Consider the following 24,742-nt stretch of genomic DNA (forward strand, 5'->3'; position numbering starts at 1 on the left):
TTCATTTTTAATTCAAGCAAGGTATTAATATTAATTACCTTTTGATAAGTTATATACAGTAAAAGTTTTATCCTTAGTTTTTAAAAGATTTAAGCAAATATGATTAAATGGGCTTTGTTAACTAGTTTTTGGGGTAAAAATGCAGTGGATGTGATTGAACATTATTCCAAAAAAAGAAATTAATAAAATCGGTCTACTTATATATGAAGCGGAAAACTGTGGTGCCGTTCATGTTGCAAAAAAGAATGGTATTCCTGTTGTATTAATTAAACCTAGCGAATATCTTACCCAAATAGAATATCAAAATGAAATACTTAAAAGTTTAAAAAGGAACAATATCTCCCATATTTTCTTACTTGGATTCCAATATTTAATTCTTAAAGAAATTTTAGATGCTTATCCTAATAAGATAATGAATGTTCACCCTTCACTATTCCCTAGTTTTTTGGCCACAAAGACCGCTATACAAGATGCTTTGAACTACGGCGTTAAGATTACCGGAATTACAACACATATTATAGACAATGAATATGATAAGGGGATAATTCTATATCAAGAACCTATTAGAGTAAAGGAAGGCGATACATTTGAAAGTTTATATCCTAAATTTTCCCAAATTGGTATTTCAATCATATTAAAAACAATGAATAGGATTGAAAGCGGTAAGTAAGTTATGAAATATAAAATGATTTCAATTTTAGTTATTTTTTTTTGATTTAGATACTAATTTAGATTTATAAAAAATTGATTCAAAATATTTGAAAGAAACGCTGGCAACTGCTATTGTGGTGAATATTACGGCAATGTTCAAGGAGCAAATAAATAATATTTCAGAAATAAAATACGATTCTAAACTAAATTTCGTCACTAAAAAAAGAATACCTGTAAGAACTATCATATGATACATATAAATACCGTAAGACACTTTACCCAAGTGATTTATAATTTTACTTTCTATATTAAAAACTGGATAGTATGAAATTAGACTTATCAAGAGACCGCTTACAATCATATTAAAAAAGTGAAAAAGGAATCTATTTTCGAAATCAAATATATTGGTAACAAAACTTAAAATAAAAACTGCATACACAATTAGGTGAACAATTTTGTTATTAAAAATACTTGTTTTCATTTGCTCAAAAATAATTGCCAAAAGTCCGCCAAAGAGGAAATAGAAATAAAAATTATAGTGTACAAATGCATTGGTAAAAGCGAATAAGATTAGACAAATTATTAAAACAACAGATAGTAGTTTAATAGTTTTTCCCTTGAAAGTTAAAATAAGTAATGGTATGAAAAGATAAAACTGTTCTTCTACACCTATACTCCATAATACTTCTAAAATCCCTCCTACACTATAAAAAGAGGTGAAAACATTCGGCATAAAGAAAATGAAATATAATAATAATTTGTCTAAGGAGTAATTAATTTCGAAATCAATATTAAACAGAGGCAACATAAAATGATAAATAAACAGCCCAACGAACAAAACTAGATAGTACACAGGATATAATCTAGAAATTCGTCTTGCATAAAATCGTTTTAGGTTTATGGTATTATTTTTTCTTAACTCAAGCCATAATAAACGTATAATTAGAAAACCGGAAAGAGTAAAAAAGTAGAAAACACTTAAAGTTCCTTTGTGAAATATAGGATGGTCATTGAATGATGCAATATTTAGTGTTTTAGAGACCAATGGTATATGTGTAATTACAACGAAAATTGACAATATAAATCTTAGAGCATAAAGATTAGGTAGTTCTTTCATAAAGTTTTTTTGATTAGAAAGGATGTCCTGAAAGAAGTCTCAGTTCTGGATTATTTGAAAGAAATTTGTTTCAATGAAAATTTAATTACAAAACCTAAATTTTAATTAATCTGTCGCATTTCGCAAAGGAGAGATTGGGTAAATAATTATTATGTCTCTTAACGTCTTTAACCCCATTCAACCAATCAATATAAATACCCGGGGTATTAATCCCTGCTTGGTGAGAAAAAGGATAGCCACCACCAAATCTAGGATTCATTTCAAGAAAATAAACTTTTTCATCTTTAACAAAAAAATCACAATCCATATTTCCGATATGACCTGAATGTAGACTTACCTTTTTAGCTATTCTTGAAAATTTTTCATCAATGACAGAAACTGCTTTGTCAGTCTCGCCAGAACGCATTACTAATTTTTGTCTAACGAAGGAATCATAATAATTACCATCAAAGTCGTTCAAAATATCTATACCATATTCCTCCCCTATAATTTTCTCTTGAACTAAAATACTCTCGTATGGTCTATTAAAATTTCCCTTTTCTGGTCCTCCTTTTTTTAGTTTTTCTATATTTAAATTGTAGGAGAGTATTAACTCTTCTTTGCTGTCAACTGAATCTATACCTATAGATGCGCTTCCCCACCTTGGTTTTACAATTAAAGGAAAATTTATTTCAGAGTTATTCAAGCCTACTAAGGCTTCATCAAGACTTTTATAGGTCTTAGGAGTTGCAATCTTATGCAGCTTAAAAAAATTATATGTCTTCCATTTGTCAAAAGCAATATCTATAATTCTTTCATTTGAAATTATAAGTTTAGCTCCAGATAGCTCAAGCTTTTCCTTGTTTTTTGACAAAACGGGTAATTCCAAATCGTTTAAGGATATAATAGCATTAACTTTTTCTTCAAGAATAATTTTTCTAAGAGCATCAATGTAATCTGGACTATTAATTGATGGTACTTTTCTTGCGATGTCTGCATCCACTAGGGCAGGTGCGGTTAGTTGTTTATCAGCAGCGATTATATTACCTTTTCCATTAAGGGCTTCTTTAAAATAATTTATCAAATAGTTTCGCCTTCCAGCACAGGTGAATAATATGTTCATCTATTTAATTTTTTTAACTTCAATTAATTTTCAAAATTTTGATTCCCATTTTTTAATCCTGTCTATTTTGATAACTATTAAATTGATAATTACCTCATAGAACTAACCAGTTCTCTATAAATCCTTTTATGGAAGATTGATTTTTAAAATCAATCTTAATATTTCATTCAAATGGTTTTATGGTTCTTGCTCTATACTCATCAAAAGAATGCATTTCTTCATTTAAGTCTATGTCAGAGGCGTTCATGATTTTTTTTAAAGTTTTAAGTAGTATTTTAAAATCATTATAAAACGAAAGGTTTTTAACATATATTACATCAAGCTCTAATTTTTGATCCCAGTTCAAACTATTTCTACCTGAAACTTGAGCCAAACCTGTTATTCCTGGTTTAACACTGTGCCTTATTTTTTCCCTATTGGTGTAAAAAGGTAAGTAACGCATTCTAAGAGGTCTTGGACCAACTAAGCTCATGTCACCTTTAATTACATTTAGTAATTGAGGAATTTCATCTAAGGAAGATTTTCTAAGAAAGGAGCCAAATTTAGTCATCCTTTCATTATCAGGAAGTAATTTACCATTTACGTCCTTTTTGTCATTCATTGTCTTAAACTTCATAATAACAAATTCTTTTTCATTTTTTCCTGGTCTAGACTGAAAGAATATAGGTCTTCCCTTATTGATTAGAGTCAAAACAACATAAACAATTAGAAAAATTGGAAGAAGAGTAATAAATCCAATCACAGACACAATTACATCAATCACTGGTTTGAAAAATATGCTGTACATTTTTTTGTTCAATCAGAAACTAAAGGAGATTAAAAATCTTTATCCTAGTCTTCACTAAGTTAGATATAATAATCTACCATTAAAAATTCTAGGAGCGTATTAAGTTTTTACTTTGTAAATATATTAATTGTATTCTTCAAGATTCTATTTAATAGGTAACTTGCTTTTTAAGCCGATAATTTACTGATATTGACAATTATTAAACTCAGGTTTTTTAAAGGTAAATTGCCAATGTGAGAGTTTCGCCAAAAGCATCTAACGTACAATCTTTCTCGGGCTACAGTTTTTTTTTACATATAATAGGTTAAATTCAATTTACTCTCGATATCGCGGAAAAAATCCTTTAGAGATGTCAAAAATCTGTGATACAGGAACCTCAACATTTAGGTTCATCACTAAACTTTTATATTTTTCTATATTAATAATTTTTCTTCCTGTATGGAAAAATACATTTTCATCTAAAGGGAAGAATGTTTTTTTGTATTTATACAAGGAATCATTATCAATTTGTCCTCCTCCTAATACATAATATTTGTATTCATTATCTCTTGCCCAATTAATTACATTAAATTTGAGGAAATCATTTGGTCTGAATTTGAAATACGTAGCATCAGTGCCCCCGAGGAAAGAATAAACATGCTTATCATCCATTAAAAGTAATTCTACAGAAATTACCAAATTATTCTTTTTTACCAAGGCCAATGCTGAACAGTCCCCATTATTTTTTAGAAATTTGATAAAATAATCAAGTGAAAAATGATATCTTTTTTCAGCATTATTTCTAATCATTGTGTCAAGATATATCTTATAAAATACTTTGATAGAATCCAAATCGATTTCGGATTGAAGAATATCAAATTCCAATTCATATTTTAAAGCTTTTCTTATGTTATTACGAACTTTTTTACTGAAATTACTCCATTGAGTTTCATAATGTACTATTTGTCCCTTCACGTTTTTCAATGTTTGTACAACAAGACCACTATAATGCATATGATTGTTATTAAGACTGAACCTTATAAATTCTGAAACTACATTATTCTCTTTATACCACAAATCCACTGCCTTCCAAAATTGAATGATGATATTCGGTTCAATATCTTTATTGAATATAGGACCGCTGTAGCTATAAGGGCTAATGACGTCATAAAACTTTTTCTTGGTTATTGGGCAAATGATAGTACGGAGATAGAACAACATTAAAATCCTTGGATTATCATCTGTGCTAAACACAAAGTATTTAAGGCCTTCAGAGTCAACTAAAGGATTCAATAATATCTCTAGCCGGTAAAAGGGATTTGCGGTATTGATTTGTTTTAAATAATCTTTGTATTTTGGATAGTCTTGTTGAGTAGAAAGATTATGAATTTGTAGGGGACTAATTTTCATTCAATCAATTTAAGATTTTTCAACGAATATCAATGTGTGTCTTTTTCCAAAGCTAAAGAATCTAAATACTGAAAAATAATTTAAGCCTGAATGCTCATATTCTAGTTTTTATCCGCTTTTAGGTTTACGCTATTTTCCGAATGAACGATATCATACATTATTTTATCTGCTAACAAGCCACTACTCCAGATAATCCTCCCACAATGTTCTAAATGCCACATTGCTTTGTTGTCAATTACATTGCCTGCAAGCAAAGGCCCGGCAATAAAAAAATTATCACTTGATTCAAAATCACTATTTATCTTAAAACCTATTTTTGACTTATTCGGTACGACTAGGGATTTTGATATTAATTTCTTAAGAAATTCAGGGGCATCACTACTTTCAAGCGTAGTAGCGCCCATACAATTGATTATTAAGTGAATGTCCTTGTCAATATCTATTTTCTGCTGAGATGCCGTATCTACGTAGGTTACCCTTAGACCATCCATATCTTCAATTTCATGAATCTTATAGAATCGTCCTGCAATATGATTTAATTTATCTCGCTGTTTTAATTCTTTGACTACACTAGTATAGTGAGACCCAGCGCATCGTTGTTTTCTACCAATATCGTTACCGTGAAAACATGCAAAATTTTCCAATTCATCATAGTGCAATAACCCTAGAAGACCTCCAATTTCACCAGAAATTGTATCAACAGTAGATGCGGCCCCTAGACTCATTTCATGTGCTCTGTCTAAATCTTCATATGCTGCCTTGGCTATGTCATTGGCAGTAATGACTTTTTTGCTTTTAAGGGCAGTTAGAGATTTTGGCTTAAAGTCCTTTCTTTTTCATAGTCAATGTCCGAATCTGGCATTAAACCATGGGATGACAAAACGGTATAGCTGGTAATCTTGTCGTTTAAGTCAATGTGGTCCACAAAACTATATAGTGTCTCCAAGCCACTGGCGTTAGCACCAATTACTAGAACATTTGTCGCTTTGCCATTTCTTGACCTAAGGAATTCTTTAATTAAACCTATATTGAATGAAAGATTTTTATTGTAAATATCATTAAGTACAAGATATCCATGACCTTTAATAATTAATTCTTCTTTGAAAATTTTTCTTGTAGGCAATGATCCTATAGACAGGACTATGTTTTCGCTGTAAATAGAAATCTCATTTTTTAGGATTACTTTGAACAAGTTGGTTTCTTTGTTAACATCTAAAACCTCGCCATTTGTGTATGTCATCTCAATTAGTCCAGCATTTTCACATCTACTGAGTTCACTGACAGTTTTTTCTCTAATAAATCTTCCAAAGAAAAATCTTGGAATATAAAGTTCGTTCCAATTATTTGAATCTATAAAAGGTCTATTGTTTTCTACCCAGATTTTTGCTTGCTCCCCGCCATGCTCTAAAAACTCATCCAATAAAGACTCTTTCCTTTCATCTAACCATTGGACAAATAATAGACGCTCATCAGGCGGAAGAAAATTATTTAGGGCATTAATAAGCAAAACCGCCTTTCCAGATCTATCACCATAAGGTATACCCGCAAAGAAATCCGGTGATTTATCAATTATTCTTACCCTAAATGGTATATTTATTGGTTGTTCCGTGAGAATTTGCGTAATTCTCAACAACGCATAAGCGGTGGCAATCCCAGCTCCAATAAATGTTATATTCTCTTTTTTCAATTCTATAGAATTAGTCATGTTTTTAACTCAAATGCAGTGATGTTGGAATTTTAAAAAACATGCGAAGTTTCAATCGAATTTTGTTGTCCTAATCGTAATTCCACTTTAACTTCCTTAGGAAAATTTAAATTAATCATAGTTGTTGCAATTAGCAATAATAAAGGATTTCTTTTTCATCAATCTAAGTAAGTGTAAGGTCCATATTTAAATTTCATTTAGAACGCAGAGTTCAACCTAATTTTTTCTATATAAAGGAAAATATCCAGAATCTAAATTGATTTCTCCATTATCTTGCTTCTCCCCAACACTGTTACTTTTAACAAGTTCATGGTAAATTTCCGTGTTTAGAACTTTTCTTCCCGTATAGAAACTTAAATCCTCATCTTTTGGAAAAAACTTTTTTTGTACTTGTAAAGACTGTCACCATCTGAAAGTCCACCTCCTATAATGTAATACTTTAAGCCTTTTTTTCTTGCCCAATTAAGCATATTAATTTTCAAAAAATCATTAGGCCTTACATGAAAATATTCAGAATTGGTTCCGCCCAAAAAGGAATACATGGTGTCATTAGATAAAAGTACCAATTCAGTTGAAACTGCTATTTCCCCCAGATACACAATAGCAAGTGAACATCGTCCTTTATTTTTTAGAATGAAATTTGAAAAATACTCTAAAGTGTGATAGAAATTGTCTTTAGCATCATGTCTATCCATAGTACCTATGTAAATAGAATAGAACTCTTCAATTTGAGTTGATTGGATTTCATCGTGCCATAATTGAAATTCTAAATCATACTTCTGGGCATTATTATAATTTTTCCTAACAGACCTATTAAAATTGTTCCATAAGACTTGCTCATCTAGAATATTGCCTCTAACATTAGAAAGCGTGTGAACAACCTTCCCGGAATAGTTTCTATGATTTCCTGAGAAATTAAATCGGATAAATTCGGAGATAATATTTTCGGCCATATACCAGTCATCAACTTCTTTCCAAAAATCACGAAGAATATCTACTTTACAATTTTTTTCCAAAAGTGGTCCCGTATATCCCCATGGACTAGAAACATCCTTATATGTTGTCTTCCTTCCCTTGGTTATTATTGGATTGAGATAGAAAGGCATTAAAACCTTAGGACTATTTTCAACAAAAAACACAAAATACATGAGATTATTGTTTTTTTGATAGTCTACATTTAGTAGTTCATATTTATAATAAGGATTTTCTGGGTCAACCATATTAAGGTGATGCTTATACCTCTCTACGCCAACTTTTGATGAAATTTCATGTACCTCCAAAGTTTTCAATAATATGCTCATTTCTAAAATTTGCTAAAGGACTTTGTCTAAGGTATTCCAAATATTATAGATTATCATACTAGGTGTTCCTTGCACATTATAAAAATACGCATTCTTATCATTTTCGTTTGTTGTTGTCCTAATTATTGGTTGAATTTGATACATTATTGGATTAACTTCATGTATTGATAATGTACAACCCTATTATTTTTTATGATAACATACCACTATATCATTTATAGAATTTAATCTGAATAACTATTGGTAGAAGTCAATTGAAGTTCAAAGACTACCATAGGATATTATCGGTATTTCAGGACTTCTTTTAGCTCACTGTAAGAATTTATTCTCAGAAAGTTGTTAGTGTTTGACTATAAACTGTTTGCTCAAAATTTGATTTTCCCCTTTTAATTTAAGTAGGTAAGTGCCGTTTGATAGTTGGGAAATATCCAATCTTCCATTAAAACCTTCAGAATTAATATTTTGAGAAATCACTAGTTTTCCGGAAAAATCAAAAATTTCGATTACTAATAACTCAACATTCTGTGACTTAAATTCAAATTCTAAATTTATATGGGAATTTGCAGGGACCGGCGAAAGAATAAGGTGGTTCTTGTCAATATTACTGCCTAAAACCGGCAGTCGCGCTGTCAAAGGAGTGGAGCCAATACAAAAGTTGGTAGACTCTGATGTAGTAAAAGTGCCTCCTGATGCTAAAATGGTTCCATCGGATTTTGTTACGCTGTAATTTCCGTCGCCATATTGCCCACAGCATATGCCATCTCCATAGCTATCATAGATTACGAAATCATAACAACCCTGTTCCAAACATACACTTTCGGTCAGTGTTGTAAAGTCATCGGCATTTGTATACCCAGATCCCGATAAGACCGCTACACCATTCGAATTTAAAAGCTCCCAAGAGGTCTCTCTGGCATAATCGTCAAATAGAATAGATACGGTAACTTCTTCACATGTATCGGAATCACATCCGTCCGGAATGCCATCATTGTCGCTATCTATCGAATCATCACTTCCTTCGCAGATGTCGTCATCGTCGCACACCCCGTCGTTGTCGGAGTCGGGGCACGTGCCTCCTTCGGCTATGGTCGTTGTTCCCAGGTCCTGTTCGCAGTCTCCTTCTCCCCATCGTGTAAATATACGGTAGTCCCCAGGTGCAAGGTCCTGCACGGTGAAGGAGCCACTGTCGTCCGGTACGCTGTAAGCCTGGGGCCAGGTGGCCCCGCCGTCGATACTGAACTCCATGGCAGTCCTCGTTCCACCGTTCACCGCATCTTCCTGGAAGGTGAAGGTGATGGAGCCGTCGCTGGCGCCCGTCACCGTTTCGTCCGTACCGGCTACGGTTGCCGTGGGGACATCGGTGCCGGTACAGGGTTCCGGGGTCCCGCATTCGTCGGGCGTTCCGTTGCCGTTGGTGTCCTCGAACAGGGTTATGTTCCTGAAATAGGAATCTCCTTCCGCGCTGGCATCGTCGTCCGTTATCAGTACCATGTACCGGAAGGTCCCGTTAATGCGTGTTCCTATGGGCACGCTGTAGCTCTGCCATGTTCCGTCCCCTGGGTAGGGGGCTGCCGTAAAGTCACCTGCGTACCCTTGGTTCCCGTACACCACGGCCCCGGTCCTCTGGTTGAGGTCCAAGGTGTTCTGGTTGAAGGCGACCTCGTGTATCTCCCCTTCGGTATCGCTCCTGAAGTCGAAGGTCAGCACTGTATTGGGCGTAAAGTCGTAATCTATCTCGATCACCTTTCAGGCGTTACCGGTCATATAGATGGTGCTTCCCCCGTCCTGTAGGGCATAGGTGCCGTTGTCCTGTCCCGGAAAGGCCGTTATCTGGTAGTCGTTGAAGTTTGTTGCCGGACAACCCTCGCATGCATCGGGTATGCCGTTTGCGTCCACGTCGATGGAATCGTCCCCTAGCGGGCAGATGTCGTCATCGTCGCACACCCCGTCGTTGTCGGAGTCGGGGCAGTTGTCGGCTCCCTCGGTAATGGTGACGAACTGGTTTGGGTTGGGTGCTGTTACCTCGTCGACTATGCCTGAGGGCCATCGGACCACTATCCTGTCTATTGTGGTGGCGCTCCCGATTCCGAAGTGCTGGGTGAAGGAGTTGAACACGCCGTAGCCCTCCCCGGACCTGACCTCCCTGATCTGCGTTCCCCACGGACCGTGGAGCTCGACTCTGGCGCCTATGCCGTTGACGTTGCTCTGTACGCCTGTTAGCTGTACGTTGAGGAAGTTGTTGGCGTTGCCCTGGTTGAGCCAGAGCCTGTCCTTGACGGTGGTGGGGGTGTTGAGCCCTGTGGCGTACCCGGCGTATATGTCCAGGAACCCGTCATGGTTCAGGTCGCCCACGGTAAAGGACTGTACGGTATTGGAGTTGAAGGGGTTGTCGGCGAGCGCGAAGGTGCCGTTCCCGTTGTTGTAGAACAGGAAGTGGTTGTCCCCGGAGACCATCAGGTCCAGGAACCCGTCGTTGTTGAAGTCCTTAAAGAACCCCTGTACGCCGTAGAGGTTCTCCGGTGCCAGTGTGGGCAGGAGTCCGCTCGATGCGGTGACCTCGGTGAAGGTCCCGTTCCCGTTGTTGCGCATCAGGTTGGGCCCGCTCCCGTGGTTGATGATGATGGCGTCCATGTCGCCGTCGTTGTCGATGTCCCCGAAATCGGTGAGCCACGTCTGCTCTCCGTTCTTGAGGTTGGCCGCCGCGGCGTCCTCTGTAAAGGTGCCGTCGCCGTTGTTGCGCATGAGCATGTTGATCCTCCTGGGGTCTGTGGGGTCGGTGACGCCCCCTCGGCACTTGGAGATGTAGAGGTCCAGGTGGCGGTCGTTGTCGTAGTCGACCCACATGCTGGCGTAGTTCCCGGAGTTGTCGCTCGCGGGCACGGTCTCGGTGTCGAGTATGGTCTCGTTGACGCTAAAGGTGCCGTCGCGGTCGTTGATGTATATGTTGGACTCCGCGTCGTCGTTACAGGCGAATATGTCGGCCCACCCGTCGTTGTCGATGTCGGCGAAGTTGCTGCCCTGTATGAACAGTAGCGGTCCCGGCAGGTATTGGGAGGTATAGGAGTCGTTGCCGTTGTTGTTGGCGATGACCTTTACCCCGTCGTAGTAACCTCCGGAGAGTATGTCGTTGTAACCGTTGTGGTCCATGTCCGCGACGGTGACGCTCCACTGTATCCTACCGTCGTTGAGGATGTTGGGCACGGGCCCGAAGTTGTACTTGTCGAAGGGCTGTCCGGGTGCGTTCTGGTACTGTACGGAGAGGTTCCTTCCGTTGTCCAGCTGTACGATGTCGTCCCTTCCGTCGCCGTTCATGTCCGCGACGGCCATGACCAGGCCGCTGTAGTTGTCCCCCTGCAAGAGGGAGGTGGCCTCGGTGAAGGCCACTGCCGAAGCGTCCGTGCTCATGCTTACGGTGATCACTGTGGTGTCCTCTCCGGTGTCCTGCCCGTCGTCCACGGTCAGGGTCACGGTATAGTCGCCCGGTGCGTCGTAGGTGTGGGCCACGGTCTCCCCTTGAGCCGTGGTGCCGTCCCCGAGGTCCCAGTCATAGGTGAGGGCGTCCCCGTCGGCGTCGGAGGAGGCGGAGGCGTCGAAGTCCACGGGCAGGGGTGCGGTACCGTTGGTGACCGATGCGGTGATCACGGCCTGTGGCGGGTTGTTGGCGATGGGCGTCAGGGAGTTTATCCAATCGGCGATGAGCTGCACGCCTGCGGCGTCCACGACGTCCTTGGCAATGGGGGGCATCTCCACGTTCTGCTGCAGGGAGTTCATCCTGTGGTGCATCAGGGAGCTCCCGGTCTGTTGGGGCACGACCACTTTACCATCGGGGAGTCCCAGGTCGTAGGCCACGTCCCCGTACACGATGTTCTGGTCCACGAGCGGGGTGGTGTAGCGCGCGTCGAACTGTGCGATGTTGTCCACGGTGGGGTTGTGGCAGCTGGCGCAGTTCACGTCTATGTAGCTCCTCGCCCTGTCCTCGAGGGACCTGGAGAGGTCGTCCTTTGCCGCCACGGCCATGTAGTTCCCCGCATTGGCTTCGGTGATGTTCTCGGCGATGATGCCCATCTCGCTCAGGTTGGCCAGCTGGTTGGCCGACACCCCCCCGGGATAGGTGATGGTCTTGTTCAGGTTCCTGGTCTTGGGCCCCAGTACGCTACCGTTCTGCGGGAAGTGGCAGGCCACGCACTCGGCCCTACTGGGATAGTGCCAGCTCTGCACAGTACCGTCGACGTCCACGTCCTCGTCCAGGGACCCCACCAACAGTTCGGCATCGGTCTGCGCGGCGTTCCACTTGTAGGTGAGGTAGTAGTAGACGTCGTCGTCCCCCTTGACCTCGAAGCGTGTCTCCAAGCGCTTTCCGCCGAGCTCGAAGTGCTTGATCAGCACGGACCCCCTGGGGAAGTCCCATGCATCGGTGTCGGAGAACACGATCTGCTCCTCCGCGGTATCGTGGGTGCCGTCGTTGGGCACGGCCATCCACCTGGACTTGGAGGCGCCGTCCGACCAGAAGGGCTCCACCATCTCGTAGGGGACCACCCCGTCGCTGGCCGTGAGGGCGGCCAGGTCCGAGAAGGCGCCCGTCTCCGATAACAGGGCGGGGGCGAAGGGACCGCTAACGTCGTCCGGTGTACCCACCGGGAGGTTCCCGTTAAGGAACTTGCCGATGGCTCCATTACCACCGGTATTTATATTATTAAATTCATTGTAAATGGCCGTAAGTTCAGAGGGTGTTAGAGCAGCATTGTAAAATCCAGCCGCTTTCATTGTGCCATTACCATATTCTTTTAATCCGGTATTGCTTGGGGAACTTCTTAACCCATTAATCAAAATATCTAAATCTGGGTGACTCGTTGTACCCACTGTTGTGCCGGAATAGATTTCAATACCATTGTGGTATTTCTTGTGAATATTACCATTGACGGTTAGTGCAATTACATCTCCTTCCTGTATGGTTGCTGGGGTATTCCCACTAAATCGATTTCCAATTACGCTAAAAATACCTGAATTGGAATAATTGAGTCCGAATTGCCCCTGGTTGTAATGGTATCCTTTGGAAAATAGCCAACAACTAGAGGTTGAGCGCCTTTCACCAACTACGTATACCAGCGAAAAATTATCCGTGCCACCTACAAAATTTAGTGCATTCGTAATCTTACCTAAATTCAGTAAAGCGGTGGGTGCCGAAAAATCCAATTCCTTATCTCCATTGGATGCAATATTCACAGTAACATCTACTGCCGTAATAGTGGCAACGGATTTTTGGTCTGTCACAGAAATAACCAGGTCTCCATCGTTGCCTAATTGCTCTTCCCCAGTAATCCATGTGACCAATGATGGTAAGTCTGCACTGATCGGAATTAAGGGTGCAAAGGCTGAAGAGAATATATGCTCATCATAAGGTATCTTTGGTGACTTTTTTAAAATGTCTTTTTGTTTGATTGAACCTTTTAAATTTTCTTTGGAAACAGAATTATAAATAAGGGAGAATCGATTTGAGTCAAAATCAACACCATTAATTACATCATTGACATTGAGCATTACCAAATCCTCATTTAAAAGTTCATCTGGATGAGATTTAAACGCTGTGTAACCAATAATAATTAATACCACAATCAAGGATGCAAAGGCTAACATTACCCCTTTGTCCATTTTAAATGTTCTTTTATTCATACAATCCATATGTCATACGATGTATGACAGATTTAGTATTAATAGAAAATTTCTGGGGGAACTGCTTTGACAGCTAATATATTAAGCAATAGGACGATACTACTAACAAAAGCTAGTAAACTAGATAAAAAACAAAAAATAATAGTCCAATTGTAATAATACTTTAATTTATTAGAATTTCATAAAATAACCTTATTAACTTTTAAAAAAGATATTAGAAAACTTAAAAATTATGGATAATAAATTTTTAATTTCAGATTTTGGGTAAGATTTAAGATTAACTCAAGCATTCTACCAACCTTACTAATTAAGATTAGTTATTTTTGTTTAGATACCCATGAGAAGAGATAAACCTATAATTGCGCTTGCCACTCCTTCAGGTTCTGGAGCAATAGCCGTAATTCGTATTTCAGGAAATGAGGCAATAGAAATAGCATCAGCGGCTTTTAAATCTATTTCTGGAAAGATACTGAATCAACAAAAAAGCCATACCATACACCTTGGTCATATTATGGATGGCGATCGGTTGTTGGATGAAGTCCTGATTTCGGTATTTAAAAGTCCAAATTCTTATACTGGAGAAAATGTAGTAGAAATTTCTTGTCATGGCTCATTGTTCATTCAACAAGAGATTATCCAATTATTTTTACGAAGGGGCTGTCGCACTGCAAAAGCTGGTGAATTTACCCTTAGGGCATTCTTAAATGGAAAAATGGATTTGAGTCAGGCAGAGGCTGTCGCTGATCTCATTGCTTCCGAAACAGAAGCCAGTCATCAAGTTGCATTACAACAAATGCGTGGTGGATTTAGTAATCAGATAAAAAAACTAAGGGACGAATTAATACAATTTGCCTCCCTTATTGAACTGGAACTGGATTTTGCGGAGGAGGATGTAGAATTTGCCAATCGAGAGCAGTTTGAGGTTTTATTGGATAAAGTAGGAAATATTTTAAAAAGATTGATAGATTCTTTTGCCATTGGAAATGTAATAAAAAGTGGTATTCCAGTAGCTATTGTTGGCGAACCCAACGTAGGAAAATCAACTTTGTTGAACGCTCTTTTAAATGAGGACCGGGCATTAGTTTCAGAAATTGCTGGAACTACAAGGGATACTGTAGAAGATGAGATCTCCATTGGAGGATTTGGTTTCCGTTTTATTGATACGGCCGGAATCCGAGAAACTGTTGACGTAGTTGAGGGGATGGGTATACAGCGAACTTTTGAGAAAATTGCCAGCGCCCGGGTTATTATCTATCTCATAGAGGCTCAAAAAGTCAGAAATGAGATTGAGCGATATAAAGCAGAGATCGATAACATTTCTGCTAAATATCCCAAGACGCCGTTAATAATTATTGCCAATAAGTTAGATATGGTAGGTGATGAAGAGAGGGCGCATATTCAATCTCAAATTAATAATGTGCATTTATTATCAGCTAGGGATGGTAAAGGGGTAGAAGACTTGAAAATAAGGTTATTAGAACTTATAAATGCCGGGGCCATTCATAGTCAGGAGACCATTATTACCAATACAAGACATTATAATGCTTTACTGAAGTCATTGGAAGAAGTTGATAAAATAAAATTAGGCCTAGAGGAAGATGTTTCAGGTGACCTTTTGGCTGTTGACATACGACAAGCACTTTATTATCTAGGGGAAATAACCGGTGAAATTACATCCGACGATCTTTTAGGAAATATATTCGCCAATTTCTGCATCGGGAAATAAGTCTAATTTAGATTTTACATTGCATATTCATGTTTGATTTTTTTTCAAAGAAATATTATTTAGTAGATGAATTAGATGGATTCGTCGATATACACAACCATATCATTCCAGGAATTGACGATGGAGCAAAAAATGTTCAAGAATCAGTTTCTTTAATTAAAGCTTTTGGTGCTATAGGTGTTGAAAATTTCATATGTACTCCTCATATCATGTCTAATTATTATCCAAATGATAGCAATAGTATTTTTGAAGCATTAGACCTACTTCATATTGAATTAGAAAGAATAGGATTGAAGGATGTCACACTTAGGGCTTCCGCAGAACATATGATCGATGCAAATTTTGAGAATTTAGTGCAAGAGAATAAGGTGCTTACTCTAGATGAAAATTATCTATTAATGGAAATGTCCTATTTGCAAAAGTCAATCAATTTCAAACAAGCGGTTGGAAAAGTTAAAGAAAAGCGACTTTTTCCAATTTTGGCTCATCCGGAACGCTACGTTTATATGCACGGTAGTATGTCTAACTATCAAAAAATAAAAGAGCAAGGAGTTTTATTTCAATTGAATATGTTGTCTTTGGGAGATTATTATGGTGGGGAGGTTAAAAAAGCTACGGTTCAACTTCTAAAATCCAATCAAATAGATTTTATTGCTTCTGATGTTCATAATGAAAGACAGTTTATATATTTGAAAGAACTCACTCTAAGCAAAAACTTACTAGAACTGGTACGTCCAGTAATTGAAAGGACCAAATACAATTTCAACCCTTAGACTATTCTGGTCGCTCAGAATTTCCACCATTTTGTAGTGCCCTTCCCATAATGATAACCATACTTTCCGCCGTAGCCTAAGTTGGACTCTTTCACATCATTTACGATGAACGATAAACCTGGTAATTTTCCTTCTTCCTTTAGTTTCATAGGAAATTCAATGACTTTTTTCTCTGTATTCCCCGCCCTTGTTACATACAGAATTTGATCGGCGTACTCAGTTAATAAAAGAGTGTCTGTCACGACCATTAGCGGAGCGGTATCAACAATTACATAGTCATAATGCTGCGATGTTTCCTCAAAAAGTTGTTTCATTCTATCCCCCATCAATAATTCAGACGGGTTTGGAGGTACTTTACCTGAATATATAATATCTATAGTACTAGTATGTACAAGCAGGGATTTAATGATATCTTGACTTGATAGGCTATGGTTAAATAAGTATTCTGTTAAACCTTCGTCACCAGTTTTTTTCGATACTTTTAGTTTATCCACGTTCTTTCCCGCAAAAAAATTATGAAGTTTAGGATTACGAATATCCGCTCCAATAAGTAGTACTTTTTTTTCCGTGCTTGCCAAAATCATGGCCAAATTTGAAGAGATAAACGTTTTTCCCTCCCCAGGAACGGTGGAGGTAACGAAAATAATATTGTTGCGTCCGTTCTTTTTTGATTTTATTATATAGTCCAGATTCGTTCTTAGAATTCTCATGGACTCGCTTAGTACAGAACGATCATCTTTTTTTACCAATAAATCGTCTTTTCTCCCTACACTTGGAATTTCACCAATAACATTGATTCCTTTAACCAAGTTCTCTAACTCATTCTTATTATTTATTTTATTATCTAGCAACTGGTTCACATAAATAATGGAAAATGGAACTAAGAGTCCTAGAATTAGTGAAGCTAAATAGACAATTGTTTTTTTTGGCTTAACTGGTCCCTGCTGAATCAAATATGCATAATCAATAATTTTGGATTTTGGTGAACTGGAAGCCATGGTTATTTGTGATTCTTCTCTTTTTTGTAGTAAGTAGAGGAAAAGTGATTCTGTTGTTTGCTGTTGTCTCTCTATATCCCTCAATTCTCGGGAATTTTTGGGAGCTGAATAAATTTTAGAATTAATTCGCGATAACTGACCAGATAGATTATTTACTTGTAGTCCTAGATTTCTCTCCATTCCGCTCAGACTGGAACTTATACTTTGCTTTAAACCGACTAACTGCTGGTCTAAATTGACTATTATAGGATTTTTTTCATCTGCACTTTTTAGAAGTCTTTTTCTTTCGAGGACTAATTCATTATAGCGAGCCGTTGTGTTAGCTATACTACCATCGGAAAGACCTACGTTGGAAGGAAGGACTTCAAATCCGTTTTCTTCTGATAAATAACTGTTCATGCTGGAAGCTATATTCAATTGGGTACGTGCGTTTTCCAACTCCTGTCTATTGGAGGCACTTACATTTAAGGCGATATTGGATTCATTTGCAATATCTGTCACTCCTTTTTCGGTTTTAAACTCTTGCGCACTTTGGTCTACAGATGTTAATTCTTTAGAAATTTCCCTTATCCTTTCATCAATAAAATTAGAAGTTCTATCAGCAATAATTTTCTTATCTTCTACAGCATTTGAATTATAAACTTCCACTAACTTATTTAAAATGTCCAAACCTTTTTGAGGTATAGGGTCGGTAAGAGATATGGTAATAATATTTGAAAGTTCATCTGTAGCACCAATTGCTACTTTCTGCTGATAAGATTCGGCAACCGAAACCACAGGTGTAATATTTATTCTGATTTTTTGTCCAATATAATCCTTTAGATAATCTAAGTTTGGCGTAATAACGATATCACCCAAAGGCGTTGATATATTTTCTCCGTAGGAGAAAATCTTAGAGGGACTATCCAAATCTAGACTGTAACCAAAAGAACTACTTGAAGAAAGCTTGCTGAAAAAGGTGAAATCTGAACTGTTAATGATTGAATCAGTAGCTATAAAGTTAATTTTGAATGGCCTTCTGTTATATATTTCCGAATTTTTTACATTGCCAAGAACAGTATATTTAACATTCAGTTGCAGGTCTTTGACAACTTGGATAAAATTAGATCGAGAATTTAATATCTCTATTTCATCCTCAATTTTATTTACACCTTCGCTCAAAAACTCTAAATCACTAAAAGCAGCCAATTCAGATGAAGAATTTTTTTCTTCTAGAATATGTAATTTTGCCTGAACGGCGAATTCAGGTGTCGTATACCTAAGATAGATCATTGCAATGAAAATCCCTATTCCACAGCAAAGTAGAAACCATTTCCAATGTCTGATATAGCCTTTTAATACTTCGGCTAAGTTCATATTAGAATTGATTAAGTCTTTTGATTCCATATATTAGAAAGAATTAGATCTGCAACCGTCAAAGGGAGTTTTGTGTGAACTAAAAGAAGTTTAATTACTACTGGTTATAATAAAAACCGATGAGGTTATTACAACTGATGCAATTGATACCCAAATTGATGCTCTTGTATCTAAGGAAGAGGAAGAGACCGCTGATTTATTAGGTTCAACATAAACCACATCATTTTGTGTAAGGTAGTAAACAGGAGAATTCAAGGATTCCTTTTTGGTTAAATCAATTCTAGTGTAAACTTTAGTTCCATTAAAATCTCTAATAACCAACACGTTATCTCTCATACCTTTTATTGTCAAATCATTTGCTAGACCCAATGCTTCTAAAACAGTTATTTGTTCACCATTTACTAAGTAAGTGCCTGGGCTTCTAACTTCACCTAGTATAGTTACAGTAAAGTTCTTCAAACGAAGATTTATTATAGGGTTTTTAAGATATGGTTCCAATTTTTCCTTTAATAATTCTTTGGTTTCCTCCGGAGACATTCCGACAATTCTGACATTTCCGATGACTGGAAAATCTATTTCGCCATTCTTGTCTATGATATAATCTATTTGTTCGGCTCTTATTCCACCCTCCTCAGAACCTTTAAGTAAATTAAAAGGAAGGCTCGCTTCAGGATCAAGGGTCGATACATGTACACTTATAACATCATCAATTTTAAATTTCTGAGTATGAGAATTATCACTTATTATAGTCTCGTAGTCTTGGGCATTTTGAAAGTAAACGATTTCCTTTTTACTAGTACATGAAAAGGTAATAATACACATTATGATAACTATGGAACTGAGACGTAGAGATTTTATTTTTTCTAGCATGTTATTCTATTTTGTTTCCTGCAAGAATAATGAAAAATTATGACTGAACAATCTTTAAATTGGGTTTACTTAGACCCTCAGTTTTATCTTCTTTTTTATCCAATTCGCACAAATCAGAGTTTTTAGATATATACTCCGGAACAATTTCTTTCATTAACTTGACTGTATTCCCGTTAAAAAACATATTTGTAATGCAAAGCTCATCAATTTTAGACCTTGTCTTTGCATAATCCAATTCTCGGACCTTGCTAATTTTTATTTTTTTATGGTAAGTGGGTAGTGTATTCTCACCATTTGCTAAGAGTTCCTCATATAATTTTTCCCCTGGGCGTAATCCGGTTATTTTAATATCAATATCTTCAGGATATCTTAAACCTGATAGTTTTATCATATTCCTTGCGAGATCATATATTTTAACGGATTCCCCCATATCAAATATAAAAATTTCACCACCCGTACCCATAGCGCCTGCTTCTAAAACTAATTGGGAGGCTTCAGGTATGGTCATAAAATATCGTGTAATGTCCTTGTGAGTCAGGGTTAAAGGACCTCCTTTTTCAATCTGTTTTCTAAAAAGAGGAATTACCGAACCGTTGGATCCCAGTACATTTCCAAATCGCGTGGTAATGAACCTGGTTTTATTTTCCTTTTGCATACAACCTATGTACATTTCGGCAATACGCTTACTAGCACCCATAACATTCGTTGGGTTCACAGCTTTGTCGGTAGAAACGAATACAAACTTATCAACACCATGTAAAACAGACAAATCCGCAACAGTTTTTGTGCCGGCTATATTGATTTTAATGGCTTCATATGAATTATATTCCATAAGGGGTACATGTTTATAAGCCGCTGCATGAAAGACCATGGTTGGCTTATATTCATCGAAAATGGCGTTTAGTCTATTTTTATCCCGTACATCACTAACCAACGGAATAAAATTGTGGAATCCATTCTGTTTCAATTCCTGTTGTAGGTCGTATAACGCAGATTCTGCTTGATCTACTATTATCAAGGATTTGTAATTATACGTACAAATTTGTCTTACGATTTCACTTCCAATGGAGCCGGCCCCACCGGTCACCAAGATACTCTTATTCAATAACTCCGACGCGATTTTACTATTTTTTATTTGTATAGGGGCACGATCCAACAAGTCTTCAATTTGTACCTGCTTTATTTGAGACACCTTGAGTTCCCCATTGATCCAATCCTCTATTGGTGGAACAATTTTAACGGAGACTGGAAAATCTACGAGGCCTTCTACCAAGGTCCGTAAATGTTTAGAATCTATATTTTGAATGGAAAATATTATTTCTGACACATTATTCTTCAGAATAAAGTGCTCATTTAAGATGCTTTTGTTAAAAACAGGAACTCCATTAATATTTTTCCCTACTTTTTTATTATCGTTATCAATATATCCAATTACTCGTGCGTTACTTCTTATATGATTGGTAATTGCGTTGTAAGTAAGTATTCCTGAATCTCCTGCTCCATAAATCAAAACATTTTTCATTGCTCTTGCCTCACCCGACATTTGATGGAACATGGCTTTAAAAACATATCTGGACGCTGTGAGGGTAACAAAGCTTATTAAACTATTAATTATTATAATGGACAATGGAATAGTGAAATTATAAAACATTCCAAACTGCCTGTTTGCCAGTACTAGGAAAATAATAAGGATACTGGACAAACAAATGGCGTTGAAAATGTTATAGACATCCCTCACCCCAGTGTGCCTTACTACGCCTTTGTAAGAGCCCACGATTATAAAAGCGAGGGCAGAGGCAATCATTATTATGGGCAATTGTAATATTAGTTTTTCTACCTCAAAATCTAAGGTGAGATTAAACCTTATGAGATAGGATAGTACAAAAGATAAACTTACAATTGCAATATCAATACCTAAAACCAACCATTTAGAAGCATAGCGTTGGGCATTGAAAGTGAAATAATCTTGAATCATCATGGTAGGTTATTTTTAATTATGCCCACAACACGTTCCAAATCTATCTCTGATAAATTGGAACCACTTGGCAGACACAATCCTCTAAGAAACAAATCCTCGGAAGTTCCGTCCATATAATTGGGATTGCTTTTAAAAACAGGCTGTAAATGCATAGGCTTCCACAGTGGTCGGGATTCTATATTTTCATTCTGTAAGGCCAGTCGTATCGTTTCTCGTGCTTCATAAGAAGGCGTGAGTATACAAGTTAGCCATCTATTGGAAAAGTAATCCTTGGGCTCCTTCAAGAAATCAATACCTTCAAAACCGTCTAAATTTTTCAAATAAAACTCATGGTTTGCTCGTCTGGTATTTACCCTATCCTGTAAGACCTGCATCTGTCCGCGACCTATACCGGCAAGAACGTTGCTCATGCGATAATTATATCCAATATTGGAATGTTGGTAATGGGGAGCGGCATCCCTAGCTTGGGTGGCCAAATGAATGGCCTTTTCAATATATTTCTTATTAGGGCTCGTTATAGCCCCACCACCCGAGGTGGTTATAATCTTATTGCCATTAAAGGAAAGAATACCAATGGCACCGAAGGTCCCACACTTTTTTCCTTTATAGCTGCTACCCAATGCTTCCGCACTATCCTCCAAAATGGGAATGTCATATTTTTGAGCCACTTCATGTACGGCGTCAGTATCGTAAGGCATTCCGTACAAGTGCACTGCAATGATAGCTTTTGGCTTTTTATAGTTTTCTATTCGATCTTTAATTGCCTTTTCTAAAAGAATTGGAGATAGGTTCCAAGTATTGGATTCACTATCAATAAAAATAGGTTTCGCACCAAGATAGACTATGGGATTGGCTGAAGCAGAAAATGTAAAACTTTGGCAAAGGACCTCATCGCCAGGGGAGACACCCAATATTTCGAGTCCTAAATGTATAGCCCCAGTTCCAGAACTTAATGCTCCTATATGTACATCCTCACCTAAATAACTTTTGATATCATTTTCAAAACCGGTAACATTAGGGCCTAACGGCGCTATCCAATTTGTTTTGAACGCTTCTTCAACAAAAACTCTCTCGGCATTGCCCATGTGGGGAGATGAAAGCCATATTTTATCCGCTATTTTCGTTTCCAAATTTTCTCGACCATTTTTAGTGAAACTTCTAACATCCTTAGGCTCTTATGTTGACAGAAAGAAATACAGTACAAAATCGTAATTCAACAAATCAAGACATAATAGACTAAGAGACAAATTTAATATTTATTACGGTCAGCGGTTAAATATTAGAACATATTTCGCCAAAGGTGTGAAAAAATCGGATATAAGCTTATTACAGGTTTTTTTTGGCTAAGAAAACACCTATTTTACCTTATCATACATATCCTTCAACATAAGACATTGGACGATTTGAGGATAGTGAAACTCAATATTCTTTTGAACTTCATTGATTATCTATTTATTTTCAAAGCTCGCACGTGATTAAAGTTATAAAATAGCAAAAATGTAAAAATATAGACCCTATGAAAAATAATTTGTAAACTAGCTTTTTAATCTCTTTTGTTAAGACGATGCTGAATTTTTATATTCTGTTCAACATTGAATGATTGAAATTTGCGGTTTGTAGAATATAGAGGATATGATCAGTGTATATTTTTGAGGACATTGGTTTCTTAAAAAGTAAATATGGCTTGGAACTTTCAAAGTTTTCTTTTTCTAAATGTTTTCTACATCTTTGCATTCATTTTAAATTTAAACCAATTTTTGACAATTAGAGAAATATGAATCTTACAATTATTGGAACTGGATATGTAGGTTTGGTTAGTGGTGCGTGTTTTGCAGAAATGGGGAATACGGTTACCTGCATTGATATTGACAAGACAAAGGTTGAGAACCTCAAAAAGGGTATCATACCGATATATGAGCCTGGTCTCGAGGCTATAGTTAAGCGTAATATCTCGAATAAAACGCTACATTTTAGTACTGTTTTGTCAGACCATCTGGAGAAATGCGATGTGGCTTTTATAGCCGTTGGCACTCCCATGGGAGATGATGGTTCCGCGGATTTACAATATGTTTTACAAGTAGCTAAAGAAATTGGACGGTATATGACCCATTCTTTGGTTGTGGTAGATAAATCCACGGTTCCGGTAGGTACGGCAGATAAAGTACGTGCCACTATTGTAAAAGAATTACAGCACCGAAAAGTTAATATTGCTTTCCATGTAGTATCAAATCCGGAATTTCTAAAGGAAGGAGATGCAATTAATGATTTTATGAAACCGGATAGGGTGATTATTGGAGCTGATAATGAAGAGGCTGTGGAAACAATGCGGGTACTCTATTCTCCTTTTTTAGAAGTAGTTTGGATCGATTTATTGTAATGGACGTGCGATCTGCGGAGATGACCAAATACGTAGCAAATGCAATGTTGGCGACTAAAATTTCATTTATGAACGAAGTTGCAAATATTTGTGAATTGGTGGGAGCGGATGTTAATAAAATACGTATTGGTATTGGCTCTGACAGTAGAATAGGTTATAGTTTTATATATCCAGGAAGCGGTTATGGCGGCTCCTGTTTCCCCAAAGATATAAAAGCGCTAAAAAAAACTGCATTGGAACATGGCTATACTACTAGATTGATAGGCGCTGTTGAAGACGTTAATAATGATCAGAAATTTGTGATTGGCAAAAAAGTAGTGAAAAGGTTTGGCGAAAATTTAAAAGGTAAAACATTCGCCGTGTGGGGACTGGCTTTTAAACCAGAAACTGATGATATGCGAGAAGCTCCTGCTATATATGTAATTAAAGAGTTAGTAAATCGAGGAGCAAAAGTTAATGCCTATGATCCAAAAGCTATGGAAGAGGCTGAGCATTTCTACTTAAAAGATGTTGAGGGCATTTCTTATTTTCAATCCAAATATGAAACCTTACGTAATGCCGATGCAATGATACTTTTGACGGAATGGAAAGAATTTCGTTCCCCCGATTTTGATGAGTTAAAAAAACAAATGAAGCATCCTATTATATTTGATGGTAGAAATCAGTTTAAGGATGAGTTTCTTAAAAAACTTGGTTTGGAGTATCATCAAATAGGTAAAACATCACTAAGTCTTTGATGACTAAATTGATTCGATATTTTAGCTCAATTTGAACATTTTATTCTTTATTATCTAAATCAAAAAAGAATAATTAATTTTTTATCCGTATAAAATCTTATATTTCAACTCTTGAAAAATATATAATTAGAAATATTCTTTTAATATGACTATTCTAATTTCCATGATAAAAGATTGCTTGATCTTTTTTTATGAAACTATACAA

General features: G+C 37.3%; 17 protein-coding genes and 1 pseudogene. 5 read left to right on the forward strand and 13 right to left on the reverse strand.

The features are described 5' to 3' along the window. Positions 1 to 154 precede the first annotated feature (154 nt). The gene (locus N8A89_RS14970; RefSeq protein WP_281542958.1) at positions 155 to 670 is read left to right on the forward strand and encodes a formyltransferase family protein; all 516 of its coding nucleotides are present in this window, start codon (positions 155 to 157) and stop codon (positions 668 to 670) included. 27 nt (positions 671 to 697) lie between these two features. Here N8A89_RS14970 and N8A89_RS14975 read toward each other — a convergent pair whose 3' ends face one another. The 9 genes from N8A89_RS14975 to N8A89_RS15015 all read right to left on the reverse strand — a co-directional run bounded on the left by N8A89_RS14975 (position 698) and on the right by N8A89_RS15015 (position 12,816). After that, positions 698 to 1,768 carry an acyltransferase family protein gene (locus N8A89_RS14975; RefSeq protein ID WP_289644543.1) on the reverse strand — a complete coding sequence of 357 codons (1,071 nt, stop codon included), beginning with the start codon at positions 1,766 to 1,768 and terminating at the stop codon, positions 698 to 700. A gap of 94 nt (positions 1,769 to 1,862) precedes the next feature. After that, complete coding sequence (locus tag N8A89_RS14980; protein WP_281542960.1) at positions 1,863 to 2,870, reverse strand: ATP-grasp domain-containing protein; 1,008 nt, start codon at positions 2,868 to 2,870, stop codon at positions 1,863 to 1,865. 163 nt (positions 2,871 to 3,033) lie between these two features. Further along, complete coding sequence (locus tag N8A89_RS14985) at positions 3,034 to 3,657, reverse strand: sugar transferase (protein ID WP_281542961.1); 624 nt, start codon at positions 3,655 to 3,657, stop codon at positions 3,034 to 3,036. 315 nt (positions 3,658 to 3,972) lie between these two features. Further along, the gene (locus N8A89_RS14990) at positions 3,973 to 5,046 is read right to left on the reverse strand and encodes a GNAT family N-acetyltransferase (RefSeq protein ID WP_281542962.1); all 1,074 of its coding nucleotides are present in this window, start codon (positions 5,044 to 5,046) and stop codon (positions 3,973 to 3,975) included. 101 nt (positions 5,047 to 5,147) lie between these two features. After that, positions 5,148 to 5,771, reverse strand: a complete 624-nt coding sequence (locus N8A89_RS14995; RefSeq protein WP_281542963.1) for a hypothetical protein — start codon at positions 5,769 to 5,771, stop codon at positions 5,148 to 5,150. An 80-nt stretch (positions 5,772 to 5,851) separates the two neighbouring features. After that, positions 5,852 to 6,733, reverse strand: coding sequence for an FAD/NAD(P)-binding protein (locus N8A89_RS15000; protein WP_281542964.1), 882 nt, complete (start codon positions 6,731 to 6,733; stop codon positions 5,852 to 5,854). A gap of 371 nt (positions 6,734 to 7,104) precedes the next feature. Further along, positions 7,105 to 8,052 (reverse strand): GNAT family N-acetyltransferase, encoded by a 948-nt coding sequence (locus tag N8A89_RS15005; RefSeq protein WP_281542965.1) that lies wholly within the window; start codon positions 8,050 to 8,052, stop codon positions 7,105 to 7,107. A 339-nt stretch (positions 8,053 to 8,391) separates the two neighbouring features. After that, the gene (locus N8A89_RS15010; RefSeq protein WP_281542966.1) at positions 8,392 to 9,795 is read right to left on the reverse strand and encodes a T9SS type A sorting domain-containing protein; all 1,404 of its coding nucleotides are present in this window, start codon (positions 9,793 to 9,795) and stop codon (positions 8,392 to 8,394) included. Between the two features lie 3 nt (positions 9,796 to 9,798). Then, entirely contained in the window at positions 9,799 to 12,816 is a 3,018-nt protein-coding gene (locus N8A89_RS15015) for an FG-GAP-like repeat-containing protein (RefSeq protein WP_289644544.1), read from the reverse strand. 286 nt (positions 12,817 to 13,102) lie between these two features. Between N8A89_RS15015 and N8A89_RS15020 the strand changes: the two genes are divergently transcribed. The 3 genes from N8A89_RS15020 (at position 13,103) to N8A89_RS15030 (ending at position 16,221) form a co-directional block, all read left to right on the forward strand. After that, complete coding sequence (locus tag N8A89_RS15020; RefSeq protein ID WP_289644545.1) at positions 13,103 to 13,450, forward strand: hypothetical protein; 348 nt, start codon at positions 13,103 to 13,105, stop codon at positions 13,448 to 13,450. 609 nt (positions 13,451 to 14,059) lie between these two features. After that, positions 14,060 to 15,448: a tRNA uridine-5-carboxymethylaminomethyl(34) synthesis GTPase MnmE gene (mnmE, locus tag N8A89_RS15025; RefSeq protein ID WP_281542969.1), complete on the forward strand. Its 1,389-nt coding sequence runs from the start codon at positions 14,060 to 14,062 to the stop codon at positions 15,446 to 15,448. Positions 15,449 to 15,477: 29 nt separating this feature from the next. Further along, on the forward strand, positions 15,478 to 16,221 hold the full coding sequence (locus N8A89_RS15030; protein WP_289644546.1) for a tyrosine-protein phosphatase: 744 nt from the start codon (positions 15,478 to 15,480) through the stop codon (positions 16,219 to 16,221). Positions 16,222 to 16,235: 14 nt separating this feature from the next. On the opposite strand, the gene N8A89_RS15035 is transcribed toward N8A89_RS15030, so the two are convergent. The 4 genes from N8A89_RS15035 to N8A89_RS15050 are packed head-to-tail and all read right to left on the reverse strand — an operon-like array spanning position 16,236 to position 22,508. After that, entirely contained in the window at positions 16,236 to 18,605 is a 2,370-nt protein-coding gene (locus N8A89_RS15035; RefSeq protein WP_289644547.1) for a GumC family protein, read from the reverse strand. Positions 18,606 to 18,665: 60 nt separating this feature from the next. After that, positions 18,666 to 19,445, reverse strand: a complete 780-nt coding sequence (locus N8A89_RS15040; protein ID WP_281542970.1) for a polysaccharide biosynthesis/export family protein — start codon at positions 19,443 to 19,445, stop codon at positions 18,666 to 18,668. Positions 19,446 to 19,482: 37 nt separating this feature from the next. Then, a complete protein-coding gene (locus tag N8A89_RS15045) occupies positions 19,483 to 21,420 on the reverse strand; it encodes a polysaccharide biosynthesis protein (RefSeq protein ID WP_281543295.1) in 1,938 nt (645 codons plus the stop codon). Then, positions 21,420 to 22,508, reverse strand: a complete 1,089-nt coding sequence (locus N8A89_RS15050) for a DegT/DnrJ/EryC1/StrS family aminotransferase (RefSeq protein WP_289645568.1) — start codon at positions 22,506 to 22,508, stop codon at positions 21,420 to 21,422. The genes N8A89_RS15045 and N8A89_RS15050 overlap by 1 nt, the downstream gene beginning before the upstream one ends. Positions 22,509 to 23,197: 689 nt before the next feature. On the opposite strand from N8A89_RS15050, the pseudogene N8A89_RS15055 reads away from it, so the two are divergent. Continuing rightward, positions 23,198 to 24,537 (forward strand): annotated as a pseudogene (locus N8A89_RS15055) (UDP-glucose dehydrogenase family protein). Positions 24,538 to 24,742 lie beyond the last annotated feature (205 nt).

Source organism: Maribacter aestuarii, assembly GCF_027474845.2.
GTDB classification, from domain to species: Bacteria; Bacteroidota; Bacteroidia; order Flavobacteriales; family Flavobacteriaceae; genus Maribacter; species Maribacter aestuarii.